The sequence below is a fragment of the uncultured Sphingomonas sp. genome (assembly GCF_913774285.1).
In the GTDB taxonomy this organism is placed as follows: domain Bacteria; phylum Pseudomonadota; class Alphaproteobacteria; order Sphingomonadales; family Sphingomonadaceae; genus Sphingomonas.
In genome coordinates this window covers 175541-196791 of sequence record NZ_CAJYHX010000022.1, presented here as the reverse complement: position 1 = coordinate 196791, position 21251 = coordinate 175541, and the positions used below count along the sequence as shown (strand labels likewise).

Below are 21251 nucleotides of genomic sequence, written 5' to 3'. Positions count from 1 at the left end.
GCTTCACCACGCATGGCGTGACGATCGACGACCCCTATGCCTGGCTGAAGGACCCGAAGTATCCCGAGGTCACCGACCCCGACGTCCTCGCCTATCTCGACGCCGAGAACGCCTATTTCGAGGCCGTCATGGCGCCGCACCAGCCGCTGGTCGACACGCTGTACGAAGAGATGAAGGCGCGCATCAAGGAGGACGAATCCTCGGTCCCGCAAAAGGACGGCGACTGGCTCTACTGGACCGCCTTCGAGACCGGCGGCCAGTATCGCAAATGGTGGCGCAAGCCCGTCGCGGGCGGGCCGGACGAACTGCTGCTCGACGAGCCCGCCCTCGCCGAGGGCAAGGACTATTTCCGCCTCGGCGCCTTCGCGATCAGCAACAACGGACGGCTGCTCGCCTATGCGATCGACGACAGCGGCGCCGAGCGGTTCGAGGTGCGCGTGAAGGACCTTTCCACCGGCCAGCATCTGCCCGAGGTCATCCCCGGCATGCTGTCCGAGATCGTCTGGACCGCCGACGATACGGGCTTCCTGTACGGCGTCGCCAACGACCAGTGGCGCACCGACAATGCGCGCTTCCACCGGCTCGGCACGCCCGTCGCGGACGACGTCGAGCTGTTCCACGAGGATGACGAAGGCTATCGCGTCGCCGTCGCCGAGACGAGCGATCGCCAGTGGATCGTCATCGGCACCGGCGATCACGTCACCAGCGAAGTCCGGCTGCTGCCCGCCGACGACCCCTTCGCCACGCCCATCCTGGTCGCGCCCCGCCAGGAAGGCCGCGAATATGACGTCGACGCGCACGACGGCACGCTCTTCATCCACACCAACGATACCGATCCGATGTGGCGGCTGTGTACCGCCAGCCTCGACGCGCCCGGCGACTGGCACGAGCTGATCCCGGCCGATCCGCATTTCTACATGACCGGGGTCGAATGCTATCGGGACTTCTTCGTCGTCGAAGGGCGCCGCGACGGCCTCGATCAGATCGCCATCCACCGCTACGACGCGCCGACCGTGCCCCAGCCGATCACCTTCCCGGAGGCGAGCTATGCCGCGGGCCTCGGCGACAATCCCGAATATGACGTCGCGACGCTGCGGCTGGGCTATGAATCGATGGTGACGCCCGGCACAGTCTATGACTATGACGTCGCGACCGGCGGCCTGACCGTCCTGAAGGTGCAGGAAATTCCCGCAGGCTATGACGCCGCCGGCTATCGCACCGAACGGTTGAAGATCACGGTCCGCGACGGCACGCAGGTGCCCGTATCGATCGTCTATCCGGCGGGTTTCGAGCGCGACGGGTCGCAGCCACTGTTCCTCTACGCCTATGGCGCCTACGGCTATGCGATCCCGCCGGGCTTTTCGACCGGGCGCCTCAGCCTGCTCGACCGCGGCTTCGCTTATGCCATCGCGCATATCCGCGGCGGCGACGACCTCGGCCAGCAATGGTATCACGACGGCAAGCTCGAAAAGCGCACCAACACGTTCAACGACTTCGTCGACGTCGCCAAGGGGTTGATCGAGCAGGGGTGGACCAGCGCCGGCCGCATCGCCACCGCGGGCCGCTCGGCGGGCGGCGAGCTGATGGGCGCGATCGTCAATTCCGATCCCGATCTGTGGGGCGCGGTGATCGCCGACGTGCCGTTCGTCGATGTGCTCAACACGATGCTCGACGCCGATCTGCCGCTGACGCCGGGCGAATGGCCCGAATGGGGCAATCCGATCGAGGACAAGGCGGCAGATCGGCGTCGAGCATCGTGTTGAGCACGTCGACGAACGGCACGTCGGCGATCACCGCGCCCCACAGCTCGGGGTCCGAATTGACCACCGCGCCCATCAGCTCGCCGCCCGCCGATCGGCCGGCGATGGCGATCTTGCCCGGCGCGGTATAGCCGAGCGCGATCAGCCCCTTGGCCACGTCGACGAAATCGTTGAACGTGTTGGTGCGCTTCTCCAGCTTGCCCTCGTGATACCAGTGCTGGCCGAGATCGTCGCCACCGCGGATATGGGCGATGGCGAAGGCCATGCCGCGATCGAGGAACGACATGCGGCTGGTCGAAAAGCCCGGCGGGATGGCGTGGCCATAGGCGCCGTAGGCATAGAGATAGAGCTTGCCGGTGCCGTCGCGCGGGAAGTCGTGTGGGTAGACGATCGAGACGGGGACGGCGGTGCCGTCGCGCGCGGTGATGGTCAGGCGCTCGGTGCGGTATTTGGTGCCGTCATAGCCGCTGGGGATTTCCTGGACCTTCAGCGTCTCCAGCGCGCCCGTCGCGACGTCGTAATCCTGGACGGTGCCGGGGGTGACCATCGATTCATAGCCGAGCCGCAGCTTGGTGACGGCGTATTCGGGATTGTCGCCCAGGCCCGCGACATAGCTCGCCTCGGGGAACTCGAGGCGCGTCGGGGGGACGCTCGCGTCGTAGCGGTGCAGCTCGATCTGATCGAGCCCGTCCTCGCGGCCCTCGACGATGAAGAAATCGGCGAAGCAGGCGACCCCGGTCATGTAGAAATGGCGCGAGGGGGCGATGCGCTCGGTCCACTCGCCGGGCGCGGCGATCGGGGCGGTGACGAGGCGCCAGTTGGTGTCGGTATCGTTGGTGTGGATGAACAGCGTGTCGCCGTGCGTGTCGACATCATACTCGCGGCCGGTCTTGCGCGGGGCAACGAGGATCGCCTCGGCGAGCGGATCGTGCGCGGGGAGGAGGCGGATCTCGCTGGTCTCATGGTCGCTGGTGGTGAGCAGGATCCACTTGCGGTCGCTGCTCGTCTCGACGCCGACCGAGAAGCCGAGCTCCTCCTCGTGATAGACCACCACGTCCTCCGCCGGATCGGTGCCGAGGCGGTGGAGCTTGATCGTGCGGGTGCGCCAATGCTCGTCGGTGAGGCCGTAGAGCAGCGCGTCGCCGCCGGAGGTGAAGACGAGATTGCCGATCGAGCCCTCGATCGCGACATTGCCCCAGCGGCCGGCGGCGCCGGGGATGGCCTCGTCCTTGGCGGTGCCGGTGCCCAGGTCCTTGAAGCGGATGGTGTAGCGTTCGGAGCCGTTGTCGTCGGTCGAATAGGCCATCAGCGTGCCGTCCTCGCTGATGCTGACCGCGCCGACGCGGAAATATTCCTTCCCCGCGGCGAGCGCGGGTTCATCGAGGATCAGTTCGTCGGGGCCGCCCGCGACGGGCTTGCGCCACCAGCGCGGATATTCGCCGCCGGTCTCGTAATCGGTCCAGTAGAGCCAGTCGCCGTCCTTCTGGGGGACGGTGGATTCGTCTTCCTTGATGCGGCCGCGCATCTCCTGGAACAGCGTCTCGGAGAGTGCCTTGTGGGGCGCCATCACCGCGTCGAAATAGGCGTTCTCGGCCTCGAGATAGGCGAGCACGTCCTTGTCGGTGACCTCGGGGTAGCCGGGGTCGCGCAGCCAGGCCCAGGGGTCTTCGATGGTGATGCCGTGATGGGTGACGCTGTGCGGGCGGGTCGCGGCGACGGGCGGCGTGGGAAAATCGGTCATGCAGACGTTGTAGGAAGCCGGGGCGCGGGTGCAATCCCCGGCTTCGCTTCAACGAAGGCCGAGCGCGGCCTTGATATCGGCCCAGGCCGCGAGCTTGAAGTTCTGCGCCGAGGGCGGGTTGATGCCATCCTGCGCTATGAACAGTCCGCCGGGAAAGGCCGGGCCGAAATCGCCCACGATCAGCTCGATGCCGTCGGTCTGCTCGGTGCTGCCCAAGGTGCCCGCGGCGACGCGGAAGCGGCCGACATAGGCATCGTCGGCGAGGCGGTAGACGGCATAGGCATTGTCGCCCTGGCTCGAGACGAGCAGATAGCCGCCATTGTCGGGGCCCTCGGCGGCGATCGCGACGCCTTCGGCATCGGCGACGATCTGGCGGCCGTCGGCGGCGGCGATGCGGGTCGGCTGGGTGCTGCCCTCGGGCCGCGCGTCGAAGCGCCAGAGCCCGACATCTTCCTCCGCCACATAGAGCCGGTGGGTGCGATCGTCGACGACGCAGCCTTCGGACTGGGTGGCGAGCTTCATCGTCCGGACGATCCGGGGCGCGGCGCCGCTGCTCAGGTCGAGCTGAGTGATCGTGCCGTCCTTGAGCACGTTGAAGGCATAGAGCCGCGCGCCCGCCCGGTACAGGCACACGCCATAGGCCTCGCCCGTACCCACGCCGAAGGTGCCGAACCAGGACAGCGTCGCGGTCGCCGGATCGAGGTGGAACAGCGAGACCTTGGCATGGAGCGGATCGTTGCGATCGCTCGCGGCGACGATGATGCCGGGGGCGCCCATGTCGCGCAGGTCGACATTGTTGACCCGGCCGGCATCGAGGAACGCGCGTTGGCGCCCGGCCAGGTCGTAGACATAGAGCCCAGCCTGCTTGTCGGTGCCGACGATCAGGCTGGCGGCGGGATCCGCCGGGTTGCGCCAGATCGCGGGATCGTCGGCGGCGTCGGCATTGGCGGTGCCGACCGCCTGCGTCTCGCCGCGCGCCACCACGGTTGCAGTGGGAAGCGGCGAGAGCGCGGGGTGCCGCGCGGTCCCGGCGCAACCCGCCAGCACCAGCACCGCCAGTGCAGAAAGGCCTGCGCGCGGCATCAGAAGGTCACCCGGAAGCCGGCGGCGTAGCGGGCGCCGAAGCGCTCCCACTCGATCGTCTGCGCCTTGATGCGCGGCGTCGGGCTGCCGGTGGCGGTGAGCAGGTTGCCCGGATCCGAATAGCGGCGGCCCGGCTGGTTCAGCACGTTCTGGGCATCGGCATAGATCTCGAAGCGCTTGGTGATCGCATAGCGCACCGAGATGTCCATTTCCTCGTCCGAGGCCCAATAGGTGTCGCCGCCATCGGTCAGGTCGTCGGCGATCGTATCGAGCCAGTCGCTGCGCCGCTGGTACTGGACGCGGAGCGACAGGCCGTATTTCTCGTAATAGCCGCCGATATTGTAGACGAGGTCCGAGGTGCCGGGCAGTCGTACCTTGCGCGCGGGGATGGCACCGAGCGCAGGCTTGGTGACCTGACTGTCGTTCAGCGTGACGTTGGCCGAGATGCCGAAGCCGCCCATCCAGCCCGGCAGGCCGAGCGACCCGGTCCACGGTTCGAGCTGGAGCTGGGCCGCCGCCTCGGCGCCGAAAATGCGGCCGTCGCCGCCATTGGTGATGCCGGTGAAGGTGTAGGCCGAACGATCGATGCCGTTGCTGTCCAGCGCGTTCGAGCCGAAGGTGCGCGACTGGCGATACAGCACGTCCTCGACCTTCTTGTAGAAGACGCCGGCCATCAGATAGCCCTGCGGACGGACATACCATTCGAAATAGCCGTCGATGCCGTACGCCCGCTCGGGCTTCACCGCCGGGTTGCCGCCCGAGATGACCTGGTTGGCATCGTTGATCACCACGTTCGGGCGGAGCTGGTCGTAATCGGCGCGCGCCGCACCCGAGTTGAACGACAGGCGCAGCTTCTTGGTGTCATCGACATTGTAGTTGATGTGCAGGCTCGGGAACGCCATCGTCTGGTCCGAACTCGCGGTGACGGGGCCGGTGGTCGCGCCGAGCGTGGCGACCGCGTTGCCGCGATTCTCCAGCCGCTCGACACGCACGCCGCCGAGGATGGAACCCCAATCGTAGCGCAGCGTGCCCATCACATAGCCGGCGTAGATGCGTTCGCGCACATCATAGTTGTTGGCGGTGTTGGGCGTGAAGGCGAACTGGCTGCGCGCGGCATTGGCGACGGTGCGCATCTTGTCCGTGTCGAAATAGCGGAAGGTATAGTCCATCGCGATCTTGCCCGCGAACGGATCGTTCAGCGAGAAATCGGCGTAGCTGGTCGGCACGCCGATCGCGGTGAGGCCGGCGGCGGTGTTGACCAGGATCTGCTCCTCGTCGGCGACCTTGGTGCGCTGGTCGAACTGGAAGCCCGCCTTGAACACCGCGTCGCTGCCGAGGAAGCGCGTCTCGCGCGCCAGAACCAGCCGACCGGTATAGGCCTTGGTCGTGTCGATCGCGTCGAGCACGGTCAGCGACGAAGCCGGCTTGGTGAACGTGTCGATCGCGGTGACTCGGGCGCCGGCGGCATAGCGGGTCGGGCCGCTCAGCTGGAGCGTGTTGAACAGCCGCAGGCGCGAGCGGTTGGGATCGCTGAAGTCATAGTCGACGGTCGGGCGCAGCGTGCGGGTGTTGGGGCTGTCCCACGCAATTTCGCCGACGACCGAGCGATCGTCCTTGGATTCGGTGTAGTTGCCCACCCAGGACAGGTGCCAGCCCGGCGCGAAATCATGCTCGCCGACGATGCTGTTGGTGAAGATCGACTGTCGAAAGGCGCGCAGGGTTGAGCGCTGGCGGATATCGATGCCGTAGACCGTGCCGCGCAGGGGCGTGTTGCCGACGCACACGTCCGCATAGCCGGTGGTGGTCGGCGCCGGTTTGACGCTGCGATCGCACTCGGCGGTGTTGGCGACGAGGTCGCTCTGGCGATCGTCAAGGTCGAAGCGATAATTGTCGCGCGCCTCGTCGTCCTTGAAGATCGTGTAGATCGAACGCAGCGAGATGGTGTTGCTGTCGTCGGGCTTGTAGTCCACCCGGCCCGAGGCCGACCAGTTGCGGCGGGTCAGGCGATACAGCTTGTTCTCGGCTTCCTGCGCCCAGAAGCGGGTGGCGTTGCCGGGGCGCTGGTCCTGCGAGACGCGCTCGTAATCGGTCTCGAAATTGTCGGTGATCATGCCGCGCTGAAAATAGCTGCCGGACACAAGCACGCCGAGTTCACCTTCGCCGACCTTGAAGCGATCCGAGGCGACGGCCGAGACTTCATACTGCTTGCGGCTGCCGAGGTCGGCGATGCCATAGCCCGCCTTGCCAGCGAAATGCGCGCCGCGATAATCGAATGCCGAGCGGGTGATGACGTTGACGTTGCCGGCGACGGTCTCGCCGGTCATGTCCGGCGTCACGGCCTTGGAGACGACGATCTGCGAGGCGATCGCCGAGGGGATCGAATCGAAGCGGGCGTCGCGCCCTTCGGGGCTAACGACGGTGATGCCGTCGAACGACAGCGTGGTCCAGTAATTGGGCGAGCCGCGCAGCGAGATGTAGCGCGCCTGGCCCTGGTCACGCTCGACCGCGATGCCGGGCAGGCGGCTGGCGGCCTGGGCGATGTTCTGGTCGGGCAGGCGGCCGACTCCGTCGGCGGCGGCCACGGTGACGAGCGAATCCGAGGCACGCTGGATGCGCAGTGCCATCGACTCGGATTCTGCGATCGGCCGCGCCCCGGTGACGACGATGTCGCCGAGCCCCTCGACCGCCGGCTGGGCCTGCTGGTCGGTGGTCTGCGCCACGGCGGCGGTAGCGAGGATGCAGGCCAGCGCACTCGCGCCGGACGCGAGAAGCGCCTTGGTACTCGATGTCATGGAAGCCCCCTGAATCAGCTTTGTTTGCTGAGGCAGCTATGCTGCGATGGGGTCAGTTTGGTTGCGCTTCTGCAACAGTTCCGTGACAGCAACGGTTCTTTACATTCGCGCTGCGCGTTCTGGCGCATTCGGAACCGAAGGCTGTGGGCGCGAGCGGCATCGTCTGCCGTCCATCGGCGCCTCGCAACGCCGCACCGCCGATCGGGCGGCGCGGTAGCGGCAGCCCCTCTCAGCAAGAGGGGCTGCCGAACGCGATCAGGCGCGCGTGCCGGTGATCGGGAAGCTGCCGAAGGCGCCCGCGGTGACGGTGCCGTCGAGGCTGTCGCCATTGACGGTCGCCTCGCAGGTCAGCGTCATCGGCATCGGGACCGAGATGTCGAGCGACCAGCTGAGCGTGTCGCCGTTCACCTTGCCGTCCTTGATCTCGGTCTGGCCCATCGCGCCGTTGAAGCTGCCGGTGAAGCTGTCACCGTTGCTGGTGACGGTGAGCGTCGCCTGCTGGTCGCCCAGCGGCGACTTGGTCACGGTGTTCCAGCTGCCATCCACATTCGCCATTTGGATCTCTCCTACTTGCCTGGTTACTTGGTTGCCGGCGGGGCCTTCCCCGCCAGAGAACTCGCGCTGATCACCTCGACAGGCAGGCCGAGGCTGTCAAGCTGCGGGCGGACCTTGGCGGCGTCGCCCACCACCACCCAAACGAAGCGATCGGCATCGAGTGCCCCGCGTGCCGCAGCGTCAAGCTGGGCGGCGGTCATGCTGCGATATTTTTGCGCGATGCCGTCGTAATAATCGTCCGGGCGGTGGCGGATGTCGTTCTGCTGCATCGCGCCGAGCACGGCGTTGGCGGTTTCGAATCGCCCGGCCAGCTCGCGGGTGCTGCCGGTGATCTCGCGGGCGAGCTCGGCCGGGGTGACGCCGCTGGTGGTCAGGAAGCTGCGGACGTCGTCGCGGATCGCCTTGATCGAGTCCCCCGTGCGGTCCGCCTGGACCGGCGCGTTCACCGCATAGGGCACCGCGTGCTCCAGCCAGTTGAACCCGCCGCCGGCGCCGTACGACCAGTGCCGCGCCTCGCGCAGGTCCATGTTGATCCGCGAGAGGAAGCCGCCGCCCAGCACCTGGTTGGCGGTGAGGGCGACGAGCAGGTCGCTGGTCGGATCCAGCGGGGTCATCTGACCGGCGACGATCAGGGACTGGGGCGAATTGGGCCGGTCGACCAGCAGGATGCGCGGAGAGGCCGGTTGCGGCTTGGCGGTGAACGCCTTCACGCCCGCGGCGCCTTCGCCCTTCCAGTCGCCGAAGCGCGCGTCGAGCGCCGCCTTCACCTGCGCCAGCGGCAGGTCGCTGACCACGAACAGCTTCGCCTTGTCCGGCCGGATCCAGGCGCGATGGAAGGCGATCAGTTCGTCGCGCGACAGCTTCGCTACCACCGCCGGATCGCCCGAGCCGTTGGCAAGCTTGGCGTACGGGCTGGCCGGGCCGTAGAGCAGCCCCGGCAGCGCACGATTGGCGAGCCCGCTCGGGCTGCTCAGCTCGAACTGGATCGCGGTGAGCGTGGTGGCGCGCAGCCGCTCGACCTCCGCCGGCGCAAATGCCGGATGGCGGACGATGTCGGCGAACAGCTCGACGCCCCCGCCCAGATTGGCGCTCGGCACGCCGAGGCTGAGATAGGTGCGGTCGGCCGAGCTGCCGCCGTCGATTTCGGCGCCCAGCCGCTCCTTGGCCTCGGCGATCGCGATGGAATTGCGGCTGGTCGTGCCCTCGTCCATCAGCGAGAGGGTGAGGTTCTGGGTGCCGGGCTTGCCGTCGGGATCGGCGGTGGCGCCGGCATCGAAGCTCAGCACCATGCGCGTCACCGGCACTGCGGTCTGCTGTGCGTAGATCAGCTCGATGCCGTTCGCGAGCCGGGTGCGCGCGACCGTGGGGAAGCGGATGTCGCGGATCGCGCCGACATCGGGCATCGCGCCGCGATCGCCCTTGGGAATCGCTTCCTCGGCGGCCGGCTTGGCGGGAGCGACCGCGGCCGCCTCCTGATAGGCCTCGCGCTCGCCGGGCTCGACGCGGATGGTGAAGGCCGGGCGGGTGAGCCATTTGGCGGCGGCGGCCTGCGCCTTGGCCGGGGTCATCCGCGCGATTTCTTCCAGCCGCTTGCGGAAGAAGCCCGGGTCGTTCGAATAGAGCAGCCCCTCCGCCAGCGTGGCGGCCTGGGCGCGGGTGGACTGCAGGCCCTTGATCGTGCCGGCGACATTGGTGGTGGCGACGCGCTGGACCTCGTCGGCGGTCGGGCCCTTGGCGATCAGATCGGCGAGGATCGCGTCGATCCGCTTGTCGACCTTGGCCGGGTCGACGCCGGGCTGCAGCGTGACGCCGATGGTGAAGGTGCCCGCCTGCGAGAAGGTCTCGGCATAGGCATAGGCGCCCACCGCCAGCTTCTCCTCGCGGACCAGCGCATTGGCGAGCCGCGAACTGGCGAGGCCGCCGAGCACCTGGCCGAACACGTCGAGTGCTGCGGCATCGGGATCGTTGAGCCCGGGAATCGCCCAGTTGCGGGTGATCTGGATGGCGGGCACGCGGTCCTTGAGCACCACCGTCTTGGCGGCGGGCAGGGTGGGGATGGTGACCTTGGGCAATTCGCTCTTCGGTCCCCGCGCGATCCTGCCGAAATATTTCTCGACCAGCGGCCGCGCCTCGGCGGCGTCGATGTCGCCGGCGAGCGCGAGCACCGCGTTGTTCGGGCCATAATGGTCGTGGAACCAGCCCTTGACGTCGGCGACGCTCGCCTTGTCGAGATCGGCCATCGAACCGATCACCGAATGGCCATAGGGTCCGTCGCCGAAAAGCCCTTCGGCGAGCGCATATTCGACCAGGCCATAGGGCTGGTTGTCGCCCTGGCGCTTCTCGTTCTGGACGACGCCGCGCTGTTCGTCGAGCACGCCCTGGGTGATGGCGGGGGTGAGCCAGCCCATCCGGTCGCTTTCGAGGAACAGCGCGCGGGCGAGCGCGGGCTTGGGCACCGTCTCGAAATAATTGGTGCGGTCGTAATAGGTGGTGCCGTTGAGATCGGTGGCGCCGACCTGCTTGAGCGGCTCGAAGAAATCGCCGGGCGCGTTCTGCGAGCCGTTGAACATCAGATGCTCGAACAGATGCGCGAACCCCGTTTTGCCTGCGGGCTCGTGCTTGGAGCCGACATCGTACCAGACCGACAGCGCGACGACGGGCGCCTTGCGATCGGTATGCACGATCACGCGCAGGCCGTTCTCGAGCGTGAATTGTTCGTAGGGCAGCTTCACCTGGTCGACGAGCGTGGCAAGCGGCGCGGGTGCGGTGGCGGCGGGCGCTTGCTGGGCCAAGGCGGACAGGGCAGGCGCGGCGAGCGCGATCAGGGCAGTGGTGCAGAGCAGGCGCATTGACGGCATCGAAGCGAAATCCCCCGGGGATGGTTGCGGGCGACACCATAGCTGCGCGCGCCGGGGCGGCAAGCGGCGGATGACTACCAGATCGGTGCCCCGCGGCGGGTATGTCGCGTCCTGTTCCAGGGCCGGCCGCCCACTAGATCAGATGAACTGTTTTCGCGCGGATCCGCCTTGGTTGCAGCCGTGTTTCTCAAACGTAAGACGGGCGAGACGAACATGCGCTATCGGGGGCGTTAACCAAATCTACATGGGGTAAACTTAACTTTGTTTGTTGGGGCGGTGCCGGTTTCCTCCCAGGGTGTTGCGCGAAAGGTCTTGGCAATCGAGCCTGCAAGCGTGTAACTTTTTGTACTGCGTTAGGAATTGAATGTTGAAGCCGCACCTGAGGAACGACTCGTACCAGCAGTTCGGCGTCGCTGATGTTCCTTCATCGGCCAGCGACGACTGGACGCCGGCGGCGCCAGTGCTGCCCCCGGTCGACATTCCGGCCAAGTACAAGCCCTATCTGGTGGATTGGCGGTTCCTGCCCGAGCATGTCCTGCTTGCAAAGGATACGCTTCGCCACGGCATCGTCCATCTGGGCGCAGCGATGGCGGCTTCTCGCCTGACGCGCCCGGTGTGGCGCCGCGCGTTCCGCGGTGCGATGGTGCCGCCCGTCCTCGCCGCGGGTCGGCTGTTCATCCACATACCCAAGACCGGCGGGACGTCGATCTGCGCCAATCTGTATGGGCGCAACCTTCCGCATGCGACGGCAAGCTTCTGGCGGGAGATATATGGTACCGAAATCGCGGGCGTTCCCAGCTTCGCCGTGCTGCGCGAGCCGCTAGAGCGGCTTAAATCCGCCTACCGGTTCATCAAATATGGCGGTACCGATGTCATCGCCGTCAGTCGCTATGACATGTTCCGGTTGCGCGGCGCCGATACGTTCGATCAGTTCGTCGAGCACCTTCACCGGCACCCCAAGCTGCTGACGACGATCACTACCCTTCAATCCCAGGCCGACTTCGTGTTTGACGCCCAAGGCGACCTCATCGTCGACCGCCTCTTCCGGATGGAGGGTGGGCGAATGCCAGACGATCTCAATCGATGGCTCGGGATCGAGGCGCTGCCGCGACTCAATCGCTCGAGCGTCGAGCCGATTCAGATGTCGGATGTCACGGTCCGTCGCGTCGAGCAGCTTTACGCGCGGGACTTCGCGCTCTTCCACGGCTGAGCACGGCGCGCGCCATCGCGTGCTGTAGCGGATGGCGGGGTGCATGCGGTGCGCGACCTGGCGTCCGCCGGGAAACCCCGTCCCGCTCACGCCATCTTCCACCGCGCCGCCTTTGGCGCTAGCACCCGGCGATGGATACCCAGAAGCTCGCCATCCCCCGTTCGCTGTTCGTCTACGCCATCCTCTATGGCGGCATGGTCTGCATGGCGGGCGTGCTGGGGGTGAAGCAGGTCGCGCTCGGGCCGCTTGCGGTGGAGGCGGGGATCTTCGCCTTCCTGCTGCTCGTTGTGCTGTCGAGCGCGGTCGCCGAGCTGCACGGCCAGGCGATCGCCACCGGGCTGGTGCGGCTGGGCTTCGTGCCGCTGCTGATGTCCGCCGCGCTGATCCAGCTGGTGCTGATCCTGCCGACCGATCCCGGCATGTACCCGCCCGCGGTCGCCGCCTTCCCGATCGTGGTGGGGCAGGGGATGCGGATGATGCTCGCCGGGTTCATCTCCTACGGCACGTCGCAGACGCTCAACGTGTTCATCTTCAACAAGCTGCGCGGGCGCGAGGGGCCGGGCGGGCTCGTCTGGTTCCGCGGCATGATCGCCAGCGTCGTCTCGCAGATCGTCGATACCGTGCTGTTCATCAGCATCTCCTTCCTCGGCGAGCGGCCGATCCTGGAGCTGATGGCCGGGCAGATGCTCACCAAGGTGGTGCTGTCGATCGCCCTCGTGCCGTTCCTTATCACCGGCGCGGTGGCGCTGGGACGCGCTCTCGATGGACGTAGAGCCTGAGCGGTTCTAAAGGGCCGCGCATGACCGACCACGCACCCCATCCGGCGCTGCTCGCCAAGGCCGAGACCCTCACCGAGGCGCTGCCCTATCTGCAGCGCTATGCCGGCGCCACCTTCGTCGTGAAATATGGCGGCCACGCCATGGGCGACCCCGAGCTGGCGCGCGACTTCGCCGAGGACGTGGTGTTACTGAAGGCCGTGGGGATCAACCCGATCGTCGTCCATGGTGGCGGCCCGCAGATCGGGCGGATGCTCAAGCGCCTGGGCGTCGAATCGACCTTTGTCGGCGGCCTGCGCGTCACCGACAAGGCGACCGCCGAGATCGCCGAGATGGTCCTGGCCGGATCGATCAACAAGGAAATCGTCGCCTGGATCGCGGCGGCCGGCGGCAAGGCGGTGGGCATTTCGGGCAAGGATGCGGGCCTGGTCCGCGCCGAAAAGGTGCAGCGCAGCGAGGCCGATCCGCTGCAGGGCATCGAGCGGCATGTCGACCTCGGCTTTGTCGGCGAGCCGGTGGCGGTGGACATCTCCATCCTCCAGTCGCTGGCGGCCTCGGGCTTCATCCCCGTGGTGTCGCCGATCGCGCTGGGCGCGGACGGGCACACCTACAACATCAACGCCGATACCATGGCGGGCGCGATCGCGGGGGCGTGCGGCGCCAAGCGCTTCTTCCTGCTGACCGACGTGCCCGGCGTGCTCAGCAAGACGGGCGACCTGCTCACCGATCTCGATGCGGCGCGGGTGCAGGCGCTCAAGGACGACGGCACGATTTCGGGCGGCATGATCCCCAAGGTGGAGACCTGCGTGAACGCGGTCGCGGCAGGCGTCGACGCGGCGGTGATCCTCGACGGGCGCATCCCGCATGGCATGCTGCTCGAGATCTTTACCCGCCAGGGCGTGGGTACGCTCGTTCACGCCTGATTGTTCGGCGCGCGTTTCATCCTATATCGCACCTGAAACGGTGTCGCGGAGAGTGAATTGACCCAGATTGGCCTGATGCTGCTGCAGATCCTGCAGGTGCTGCTCAACATCGTCTGGTGGATCATCGTGATCCAGGCGATCCTGTCGTGGCTGATCCAGTTCAACGTGATCAACACGCACAGCGATTTCGTCCGCGCGGTGTGGAACGCGCTGCATCGGATCACCGAGCCGCTCTACCGCCCCTTCCGGCGCATCCTGCCCGATTTCGGTGCGCTGGACCTGTCGCCGCTGGTCGTGCTGCTGATTCTCTACATCCTGCAGAACATCGTGATCCCGCGGATCGCGATCATGATCGCCGGCGCCGCGTTCTGAGCCGTGCCGGCCTGGCGGCCTAGCGCCACGGGACTCGAGATTGCCGTGCGCGTGACGCCCCGGGCGTCGCGCGACGTGCTGGCGGCGGGGACCGACGACCATTTCGCCGCCCGCCTCGCCGCGCCGCCGGTCGAGGGTGCCGCCAATGCCGCGCTGGTGCCGCTGGTCGCCAAGACCTTCGGCGTTCCCAAGCGCGACGTGACGCTGATCGCGGGGGAGACATCGCGGCTCAAGCGACTTTCGATCGCCGGAGACGGTGCGGCGCTGGAACAAATCGCCCGCAGCCTCTATGGCGAGGGGCATGACGGCTGAGATCATCGACGGCAAGGCATTTGCCGCGGGCCTGCGCGCCCGCATCGCGACCCTGGTTCCTGTATTCGAAGCGGCGGCGGGGCGCGTGCCCGGCCTCGCCGTGGTGCTCGTGGGCGAGGACCCCGCTTCCGCCGTCTATGTCCGCTCCAAGGGCAAGCAGACGCGCGAGGCCGGCATGGCGAGCTTCGAGCATCGCCTACCCGCTGATACGACGCAAGAAGCGCTGCTGGCGCTTGTCGACCAGCTCAATGCCGATGCGTCGGTGGACGGCATCCTCGTTCAGTTGCCCCTGCCCAAGCATATCGACGAGCAGGAAGTGCTGCTGCGCATCTCGCCCGATAAGGATGTCGACGGCTTCCACCCGGTCAACGCCGGCCGCCTCGCCACCGGGCTGGAGGGCTTCGTGCCCTGCACGCCGCTCGGCTGCCTGATGCTGCTGCAGGACAAGCTAGGCAGCCTGTCCGGCCTCGACGCGGTGGTGATCGGCCGGTCGAACATCGTCGGCAGGCCGATGGCGGCGCTGCTCACCAAGGCGAGCGCGACGGTGACCGTGGCGCATTCGCGCACCCGCAACCTGCCGCATTATCTCCGCCATGCCGACATCGTCGTTGCCGCTGTCGGCATCCCGCACTTCGTCAAGGGCGAGTGGCTCAAGCCCGGCGCCACGGTGATCGACGTCGGCATCAACCGCACCGACGACGGTCTGGTCGGCGATGTCGACTTCGACGGCGCGGCGAGCGTCGCGGGCGCTATCACCCCGGTGCCGGGCGGCGTCGGCCCGATGACCATCGCCTGCCTGCTGCGCAACACGTTGGTCGCCGCGCACCGCAATGCGGGGGTTCCGCTCGAGGCAGACGCGATTTGATCGAGCTGTTCGTCTCCTCCTTCGTCACCTTCTTCGTCATCATCGACCCGCCCGGCTGCGCGCCGATCTTCGCAGGGCTGACGGCGGGGACCAATGCGGTGCATCGCCGTGCGATGGCGGTGCGCGCGGTGATGGTCGCCTCGATCATCCTGCTCGGCTTCGCGCTGTTCGGCGAGGCGCTGCTCCATGCGCTGGGGATCAGCCTCAACGCCTTCCGCATCGCCGGCGGCATCATGCTGTTCCTGATCGCGCTCGAAATGGTGTTCGAGAAGCGCACCGAGCGCCGCGAGGACCGCGCCGAGAAGGTGAAGGCCGAGGATCCGGTCGACATCTCGATCTTTCCGATGGCGATGCCGATGATCGCCGGGCCGGGCTCGATCGCCTCGGTGATGCTGCTGATGGCGCAGAGCAAGGGGATCGAGCAGTCGCTGGTCGTGCTGGCGGCGATGCTGGCGGTGCTGCTGCTGTGCGTGCTGGCGCTGCTCGCGGCGGGGCCGATCATGCGGATCGTGGGGGCGCGGATCGAGGCGGTGGTGTCGCGGCTGCTTGGCGTGCTGCTCGCGGCGCTGGCGGTGCAGTTCGTGATCGACGGCATCCGCGCGGCGCTGGCGGCGGGGTAGGGCGGGGGCCTTAGACTCGCGTCGGCTTGCGCCGAGTTGCGGACATTAATCTGATCAGCGGAACGTACTTCCATGGCTGTCCCCATGATCCAACGTGAGACCATGTTTGAACCGCTGCTGGCTGCGGACCCATCTTTCCAGCCACGGTGGGATGAATTTTTGGCAGACTGGAGTGATGAACCGGACCTCCCCCTTTATTTGGCGCTAAGTTCTCTCGCCGAGCACCTGCTGAAGCGCTTGAAAGACAGGGACACAGAGGGTTTCGACCGCATCTTTGCTGTCGTTGAACGCTGGCATACGGAAGGTGATGCCTATGTCAGTGAAGCGGCGAGCATAGGCCTTCTTGAATCGCTGCAGAATCAATCGGGCGGGACCGGCAGGCGCCCAACAACCGTCGGGCCTTGGCTTGGCCCCGAAAGCAAACGCTGGTGGCTAAAGCTCGACCGCTTTTGGGAAGGTGATGAAAAAGCATTACGCTTAGATACTTAATGTCCGCTTCCCACCAACTTCAGCCGCTTGCCGCGCTCGTCTGCAGGCGCCGGTGTATGCGTCCAAGACCACATTCTATCCCCGCGCAGGATCGCCGGAGCCAACCGCGTGCTGTAGCATTTGTGCAGCGCGGCATCTTTGCCGCGTCCAGCGAAGGACTGCACGACCATGCGCCTGCCTCTCCTGAAGCCCGATCAGCTCTCCGACGACCAGAAGCCGCTGTACGAAGACATGAAGCGCGGCATTTCCTCGAACTTCAACGCCTTCGTCGCGGTGGGCGAGGACGGCAGCCTGATGGGGCCGTGGAATCCGTGGCTGCACGAGCCCCGGATCGGCGGCGCGATCTGGGAACTTACCAAGGCGATGTCGATGGAAGCGACGCTGCCCGATCCGGCGCGGCAGGTGGCGATCCTCGTCACCGGCGCGCATTTCGATGCGGCGTACGAGATCTACGCGCACGTCGCGGTGGCCGAGACGGAGAAGATGTCCCCGGCGCGGATCTCGGCGATCTGCGCGGGGCTCAAGCCGGGCGATCTGGACGAGCAGGAGAATGTCGCGTTCGACGTCGCCTATGCGCTGGTCAAGGGCGGGGTGCTGCCCGAACCGTGCTACCGGCTGGCGGTGAAGACCTTCGGCCAGCACGGCGCGAACGAGCTGATCTATCTGGTGGGGCTGTACAGCCTGGTGTCGGTGACGCTCAACGGGTTCAACGTGCCGGTGCCCGAGCGGGAGTAGGGGGGCCCTCCGCTACCCTCAGTCACCCTCACCCTTCCGGCGCTTCGCGCCTCCCTCCCTCTCCCGCAGGCGGGAGAGGGAATTGGGCCCTCTCCCGCCTGCGGGAGAGGGAGGGGACCCGCCGCCGCAGGCGGTGGGGAGGGTGAGGGTGCGTGGGTTTAGCCGCCCATGCCGCCGCCCATGCTGCCGCCCATCGAACCGCCCATATAACCGCCGCGGTGACCCCCGCCGCGCCGGCCGCCGCCCTCGCCGCCGCGACCGCCGCGGCGCTTCAACCCGCCGGTGCGGAGCTCGGGCAGTTCGGCCTTGGTCAGCTTGCCGTCGTGATTCGTGTCGAGCAGGTCGAAGCGGCGCTTGGCGGCGCTCGTGAACTCGATCGCGCTGACGCCGCCGTTGAGGCTCGAATCCGCCGCCGTTACCGGTTCCGGGCTGCCGAGATAGTTGAAGCGGGCGAGGCCGCTCAGCACCCGCGTCGAGCCGATATCGGCGGCCTTCACCTCGCCATTGTCGCCCATGGTCGGGCCGCCGGTCTCGAAGCCGCCGCCGCGCGCCTCGGGGGCGAGGACGGTCTCGTAATGCTCGATGTCGGCGGGGTCGATCTCGCCGTCGCCCTTGCGGTCGAGGATCTTGAACCAGCGCATCGCATCGTCGCGGAACTCGTCGAGCGTCAGCGCGCCGTCATGATCGGCATCGGCGCCGTCGAACCAGGCATCCTGCGGCGCCTTGCCGTCCACCGTCCCGCGGAACGGCTCGCCCATCGGGCTGACGAACAGGCCGCGCGGACGCGGACCCCCGGGGCCCCCCGGTCCGCCCGGCGGCGGCGTTCCGTCCTGCGCCTGCGCACCGCTCGCCAGCACCAGCAACAGTCCTGCCAAACCCAGCATCCGCATCTCTGAACCCTCCACCCGAAAATCGATTCGTCCCGCTAGCTAGCGATTGTCGCAAAAATGTGCCCGCAAATTTCGGCTTGGGCGCAGGGCCGCGCTTGTGGCAGCAGGCGGCGCATGACCGGCGCCACCCCCATCACCCCCGATACCGAACATCGCGGCCTTATCGGCCTGCTGCCGCGCGGCTGGCGACCCTATGCGCTGCTCGCCCGGCTGGACCGGCCGATCGGCTGGTGGCTGCTGTTCCTGCCCTGCGCCTGGGGGGCGGTGCTCTCGGGGATGCCCGACGGCGCGTGGTGGCGGATCGGCGCGATGCTGCTCGGCGCGATCGCGATGCGCGGGGCGGGCTGCGTCTACAACGACATCGTCGACCGCGACCTCGACGCGCAGGTGGAGCGCACCCGCAGCCGCCCGCTGCCGAGCGGCGCGGTCCCAGTGCGTGCGGCCTGGACCTGGCTGGCGGTGCTACTCGCGATCGGCTTCGGGGTGTGGCTGGCGATGCCCACCCCCGCCAGGCTCTGGTCGCTGGCGACGCTGCCGGTGGTCGCCGCCTATCCGTTCATGAAGCGGATCACCTGGTGGCCGCAGGCGTTTCTCGGCATCGTGTTCGGATCGGGCGCGGTGGTGGGGTTCGTCGCGGGCGACCCCGGGGCAGCGTTCGCCAGCCGGCAGGGGGCGCAGTGGTGGCTCTATGGCGGCACGATCCTGTGGGTGATCGGCTATGACACGATTTATGCGCTGCAGGACGTGGAGGACGATGCGATCGTCGGCGTGCGTTCCTCGGCGCGGCGGATGGGCGCGCATGTCCGCGGCGGCGTCGGGCTGCTCTATCTCGGCGCGGTGGCGCTGTGGGGGGCGGCGCTGTGGGCGGTGCGGCCCGACCCGCTGGCGCTGCTCGCGCTGCTGCCGGTGGCGGTGCATTTCGTCTGGCAGCTGGCGACGCTCAAGCCCGCCGAGGGCGCAAATGCGCTGCGCCGCTTCCGCGCCAATCGCGATGCCGGGTTCCTGATGCTTGCCGCCTGCGCGGTAGTGGGGATGTCCGGACTTTGATTTTGTTGCCCCGCGACCTTAAGTCGCGGGGATGCTGAACAACGATCAGGCCCTGGAGCGCGCCGCCGATGCGGTGGCGCGTGCCCGCCGTGCCGGTGCCGACGCCGCCGACGCCGTCTTCTCCGCCGACCGCTCGCTTTCCGTTTCCGTCCGGATGGGGGCGCTGGAGGATGTCGAGCGCTCCGAGGCCGAGGAGCTCGACCTGCGCGTGTTCGTCGGCAAGCGCTCGGCCAGCGTCTCGACCAGCGACCTGAGCAGCGACGCGATCGCGACGCTGGTCGAGCGCGTCGTCGCGATGGCGCGCGAGGCGCCCGAGGATGCGTGGGCGGGCCTCGCCCCCGAGGAGCGGCTGATGCACGGGGCACCGCCGAACCTCGACCTGGACGACGGCGCCGAGGTGGAGCCCGCCGCGCTCAAGGCCCGCGCGCTCGCCGCCGAGGAAGCCGCGCGCGCTGTAGAGGGCGTCACCAACAGCGAAGGCGCGGGCGCGGGCGCAAGCCGGGTGCAGCTCGCGCTCGTCACCAGCCACGGCTTCCACGGCGCCTATGCGCAGTCGAGCCACGGCATCTCCGCCAGCGTGCTTGCCGGCAGCGAAGGGGCGATGGAGCGCGATTACGCGCACCACTCCGCCCGCCATGCGACGCAGCTGGACTCGCCCGAGGTGATCGGGCGGCTCGCCGGCGAGCGGGCGGTGGCGCGACTGAACCCGCGCAAGATCGCCAGCGGCGCGATGCCGGTGGTGTTCGATCGCCGCGTCTCCTCGGGGCTGCTCGGCCATCTGATGGGGGCGATCTCGGGCGCGGCGATCACGCGCAAGACCAGCTTCCTGCTCGATGCGCTGGGCACCCAGATCTTCGCGCCGGGCGTGACGATCTGGGACGACCCGCACCGCCCGCGCGGCATCCGCTCGCGCGCGTTCGACGGCGAGGGGCTGCCGGTCAGCCGGATGCAGATCGTGCGCGAGGGGATGCTGGAGACCTGGTTGCTCGAAAGCGCCGCCGCCCGCCAGCTTGGGCTCGAGCCGACCGGCCATGCGACGCGCGGCGGCGGCGGGGCGCCGGGGGTGTCGCCGAGCAACCTCTATATGGAAGCGGGCCATGTCCCCGCCGAAACGCTGATCGGCGAGATCGACTATGGCCTCTATGTGTTCGAGCTGATCGGCCAGGGCGTCAACGGTGTGACCGGCGACTATAGCCGGGGTGCCGCGGGCTTCCTGATCGAGAAGGGCGAACTGACCGTGCCGGTGTCCGAAGTGACGATCGCAAGCAACCTCAAGGACATGTTCCTCGCGCTGACGCCTGCCAACGACCTCGAGTTCCGCTATGGCATCAACGCGCCGACGGTCCGCATCGACGGGATGACGATCGCCGGTGCCTGAGCTCGCCGCCGAGATCGCGGCCATCGCCGCCGAGGCGGGCCGACACGCGATGGCGCGCTGGCAGAGCGATTTCGCGCGCTGGGAAAAGGCGCCGGGCAACCCGGTCTGCGCGGTCGACCTGGAGGTGGATGCACTGCTGCGTGAACGGCTCGGCGCGCTGCTCCCCGATGCCGGGTGGCTCTCCGAGGAGACGGTGGACAATGCCGATCGGCTGGCGCTGTCCCGGCTGTGGGTGGTCGATCCGATCGACGGCACCCGCGATTATCTGCGCGGGCGCCCGGGTTGGGCGGTCTCGATCGCGCTGGTGGAGCATGGCCAGCCGGTGATCGGCGTGCTCGATGCCCCCGCCCGCGGCGAGGTGTGGACGGCACGGGCCGGGGTGGGGGCCTGGCGCAACGGCGTGGCGCTGCAGGCCGCCGAGCGTGCCGAGCTGCCCGGCGCGCGGGTACCGGCGGACCAGCTCCCCAAGGTCGACCGCGACCTGGTGGCGGTGCCCAAGCCCAATTCGATCGCGCTGCGCATCGCGATGGTCGCGGCGGGCGAGGCGGATCTGGTCGCGACGCTGCGCTGGGGCCACGAATGGGATATCGCAGCGGCGGTGCTGATCGCCCGGGAGGCGGGTGCTGCGGTGACTGACGCGCTCGGCCAGCCGCTCGGCTTCAACACCCCCGCGGGCGAGGCGTATGGCGTGCTCGCGACGACGCAGGGTATCCACGCCGCCGCCGTGGCGCGGCTGGCCGGTCGGGTGGACCCCGGACAGCGATAGCGTAACGGCCGACCATCGCTGTGCGTCGATGCGGGCGGTTAGCATTCATGCTGAATCAAGTCTTCACCCGGCCGACCTT

19 protein-coding genes are annotated in these 21251 nt (G+C 67.8%); 13 read left to right on the top strand and 6 right to left on the bottom strand.

Annotated elements, in window-relative coordinates; all coding sequences use genetic code 11:
- Window positions 1–1763, top strand: a 1763-nt coding sequence (locus tag QZ670_RS11345; RefSeq protein WP_294255212.1) for a S9 family peptidase, incomplete at its 5' end; no start/stop codon positions are given.
- Here the strand turns inward: QZ670_RS11345 and QZ670_RS11340 are convergent.
- The 5 genes from QZ670_RS11340 to QZ670_RS11320 all read right to left on the bottom strand — a co-directional run bounded on the left by QZ670_RS11340 (window position 1657) and on the right by QZ670_RS11320 (window position 10789).
- On the bottom strand, window positions 1657–3501 hold the full coding sequence (locus QZ670_RS11340) for a prolyl oligopeptidase family serine peptidase (protein ID WP_294255210.1): 1845 nt from the start codon (window positions 3499–3501) through the stop codon (window positions 1657–1659). The genes QZ670_RS11345 and QZ670_RS11340 overlap by 107 nt on opposite strands.
- 48 nt (window positions 3502–3549) lie before the next feature.
- Window positions 3550–4584: a phytase gene (locus QZ670_RS11335; protein ID WP_294255209.1), complete on the bottom strand. Its 1035-nt coding sequence runs from the start codon at window positions 4582–4584 to the stop codon at window positions 3550–3552.
- Window positions 4584–7376, bottom strand: coding sequence for a TonB-dependent receptor (locus tag QZ670_RS11330; protein ID WP_294255206.1), 2793 nt, complete (start codon window positions 7374–7376; stop codon window positions 4584–4586). Before QZ670_RS11330 ends, QZ670_RS11335 begins: the two co-directional genes overlap by 1 nt.
- Before the next feature lie 255 nt (window positions 7377–7631).
- Window positions 7632–7931 carry a hypothetical protein gene (locus QZ670_RS11325; protein ID WP_294255203.1) on the bottom strand — a complete coding sequence of 100 codons (300 nt, stop codon included), beginning with the start codon at window positions 7929–7931 and terminating at the stop codon, window positions 7632–7634.
- A gap of 23 nt (window positions 7932–7954) precedes the next feature.
- On the bottom strand, window positions 7955–10789 hold the full coding sequence (locus QZ670_RS11320; protein WP_294255201.1) for a pitrilysin family protein: 2835 nt from the start codon (window positions 10787–10789) through the stop codon (window positions 7955–7957).
- 364 nt (window positions 10790–11153) lie between these two features.
- Between QZ670_RS11320 and QZ670_RS11315 the strand changes: the two genes are divergently transcribed.
- The 9 genes from QZ670_RS11315 (at window position 11154) to QZ670_RS11275 (ending at window position 17091) form a co-directional block, all read left to right on the top strand.
- Window positions 11154–11999, top strand: coding sequence for a hypothetical protein (locus tag QZ670_RS11315; protein WP_294255198.1), 846 nt, complete (start codon window positions 11154–11156; stop codon window positions 11997–11999).
- 131 nt (window positions 12000–12130) lie between these two features.
- Window positions 12131–12778 carry a queuosine precursor transporter gene (locus tag QZ670_RS11310; RefSeq protein ID WP_294255195.1) on the top strand — a complete coding sequence of 216 codons (648 nt, stop codon included), beginning with the start codon at window positions 12131–12133 and terminating at the stop codon, window positions 12776–12778.
- 20 nt (window positions 12779–12798) lie between these two features.
- Entirely contained in the window at window positions 12799–13698 is a 900-nt protein-coding gene (gene argB / locus QZ670_RS11305; RefSeq protein WP_121073451.1) for an acetylglutamate kinase, read from the top strand.
- Window positions 13699–13773: 75 nt separating this feature from the next.
- Window positions 13774–14070 carry a YggT family protein gene (locus tag QZ670_RS11300; protein ID WP_294255222.1) on the top strand — a complete coding sequence of 99 codons (297 nt, stop codon included), beginning with the start codon at window positions 13774–13776 and terminating at the stop codon, window positions 14068–14070.
- Window positions 14071–14073: 3 nt separating this feature from the next.
- Window positions 14074–14382: a DUF167 domain-containing protein gene (locus QZ670_RS11295; protein ID WP_294255187.1), complete on the top strand. Its 309-nt coding sequence runs from the start codon at window positions 14074–14076 to the stop codon at window positions 14380–14382.
- A complete protein-coding gene (gene folD, locus QZ670_RS11290; protein ID WP_294255185.1) occupies window positions 14372–15247 on the top strand; it encodes a bifunctional methylenetetrahydrofolate dehydrogenase/methenyltetrahydrofolate cyclohydrolase FolD in 876 nt (291 codons plus the stop codon). The genes QZ670_RS11295 and folD overlap by 11 nt, the downstream gene beginning before the upstream one ends.
- Window positions 15244–15867, top strand: a complete 624-nt coding sequence (locus QZ670_RS11285) for a MarC family protein (protein ID WP_294255183.1) — start codon at window positions 15244–15246, stop codon at window positions 15865–15867. The genes folD and QZ670_RS11285 overlap by 4 nt, the downstream gene beginning before the upstream one ends.
- Window positions 15868–15939: 72 nt before the next feature.
- The gene (locus QZ670_RS11280) at window positions 15940–16356 is read left to right on the top strand and encodes a hypothetical protein (RefSeq protein ID WP_294255178.1); all 417 of its coding nucleotides are present in this window, start codon (window positions 15940–15942) and stop codon (window positions 16354–16356) included.
- A gap of 168 nt (window positions 16357–16524) precedes the next feature.
- The gene (locus QZ670_RS11275; protein ID WP_294255176.1) at window positions 16525–17091 is read left to right on the top strand and encodes a carboxymuconolactone decarboxylase family protein; all 567 of its coding nucleotides are present in this window, start codon (window positions 16525–16527) and stop codon (window positions 17089–17091) included.
- Window positions 17092–17249: 158 nt separating this feature from the next.
- Here QZ670_RS11275 and QZ670_RS11270 read toward each other — a convergent pair whose 3' ends face one another.
- On the bottom strand, window positions 17250–17981 hold the full coding sequence (locus QZ670_RS11270) for an EF-hand domain-containing protein (RefSeq protein WP_294255173.1): 732 nt from the start codon (window positions 17979–17981) through the stop codon (window positions 17250–17252).
- Window positions 17982–18095: 114 nt separating this feature from the next.
- On the opposite strand from QZ670_RS11270, the gene ubiA reads away from it, so the two are divergent.
- Genes ubiA through QZ670_RS11255 form a run of 3 tightly spaced genes read left to right on the top strand, consistent with a single transcriptional unit; the run spans window position 18096 to window position 21172 of the window.
- A complete protein-coding gene (gene ubiA, locus QZ670_RS11265) occupies window positions 18096–19028 on the top strand; it encodes a 4-hydroxybenzoate octaprenyltransferase (RefSeq protein WP_294255172.1) in 933 nt (310 codons plus the stop codon).
- Between the two features lie 31 nt (window positions 19029–19059).
- Complete coding sequence (locus QZ670_RS11260) at window positions 19060–20406, top strand: metallopeptidase TldD-related protein (protein WP_294255167.1); 1347 nt, start codon at window positions 19060–19062, stop codon at window positions 20404–20406.
- Window positions 20399–21172 (top strand): 3'(2'),5'-bisphosphate nucleotidase CysQ, encoded by a 774-nt coding sequence (locus tag QZ670_RS11255; RefSeq protein ID WP_294255166.1) that lies wholly within the window; start codon window positions 20399–20401, stop codon window positions 21170–21172. The genes QZ670_RS11260 and QZ670_RS11255 overlap by 8 nt, the downstream gene beginning before the upstream one ends.
- Window positions 21173–21251: the final 79 nt, after the last annotated feature.

Bases quoted from the DNA above. Each gene is read 5' to 3' on its own strand.
- QZ670_RS11340 (WP_294255210.1), bottom strand. From the start codon at position 3,501: ATGACCGATTTTCCCACGCCGCCCGTCGCCGCGACCCGCCCGCACAGC.
- QZ670_RS11335 (WP_294255209.1), bottom strand. From the start codon at position 4,584: ATGCCGCGCGCAGGCCTTTCTGCACTGGCGGTGCTGGTGCTGGCGGGT.
- QZ670_RS11330 (WP_294255206.1), bottom strand. From the start codon at position 7,376: ATGACATCGAGTACCAAGGCGCTTCTCGCGTCCGGCGCGAGTGCGCTG.
- QZ670_RS11325 (WP_294255203.1), bottom strand. From the start codon at position 7,931: ATGGCGAATGTGGATGGCAGCTGGAACACCGTGACCAAGTCGCCGCTG.
- QZ670_RS11320 (WP_294255201.1), bottom strand. From the start codon at position 10,789: ATGCCGTCAATGCGCCTGCTCTGCACCACTGCCCTGATCGCGCTCGCC.
- QZ670_RS11315 (WP_294255198.1), top strand. From the start codon at position 11,154: ATGTTGAAGCCGCACCTGAGGAACGACTCGTACCAGCAGTTCGGCGTC.
- QZ670_RS11310 (WP_294255195.1), top strand. From the start codon at position 12,131: ATGGATACCCAGAAGCTCGCCATCCCCCGTTCGCTGTTCGTCTACGCC.
- argB (WP_121073451.1), top strand. From the start codon at position 12,799: ATGACCGACCACGCACCCCATCCGGCGCTGCTCGCCAAGGCCGAGACC.
- QZ670_RS11300 (WP_294255222.1), top strand. From the start codon at position 13,774: ATGCTGCTGCAGATCCTGCAGGTGCTGCTCAACATCGTCTGGTGGATC.
- folD (WP_294255185.1), top strand. From the start codon at position 14,372: ATGACGGCTGAGATCATCGACGGCAAGGCATTTGCCGCGGGCCTGCGC.
- QZ670_RS11280 (WP_294255178.1), top strand. From the start codon at position 15,940: ATGGCTGTCCCCATGATCCAACGTGAGACCATGTTTGAACCGCTGCTG.
- QZ670_RS11275 (WP_294255176.1), top strand. From the start codon at position 16,525: ATGCGCCTGCCTCTCCTGAAGCCCGATCAGCTCTCCGACGACCAGAAG.
- QZ670_RS11270 (WP_294255173.1), bottom strand. From the start codon at position 17,981: ATGCGGATGCTGGGTTTGGCAGGACTGTTGCTGGTGCTGGCGAGCGGT.
- ubiA (WP_294255172.1), top strand. From the start codon at position 18,096: ATGACCGGCGCCACCCCCATCACCCCCGATACCGAACATCGCGGCCTT.
- QZ670_RS11260 (WP_294255167.1), top strand. From the start codon at position 19,060: ATGCTGAACAACGATCAGGCCCTGGAGCGCGCCGCCGATGCGGTGGCG.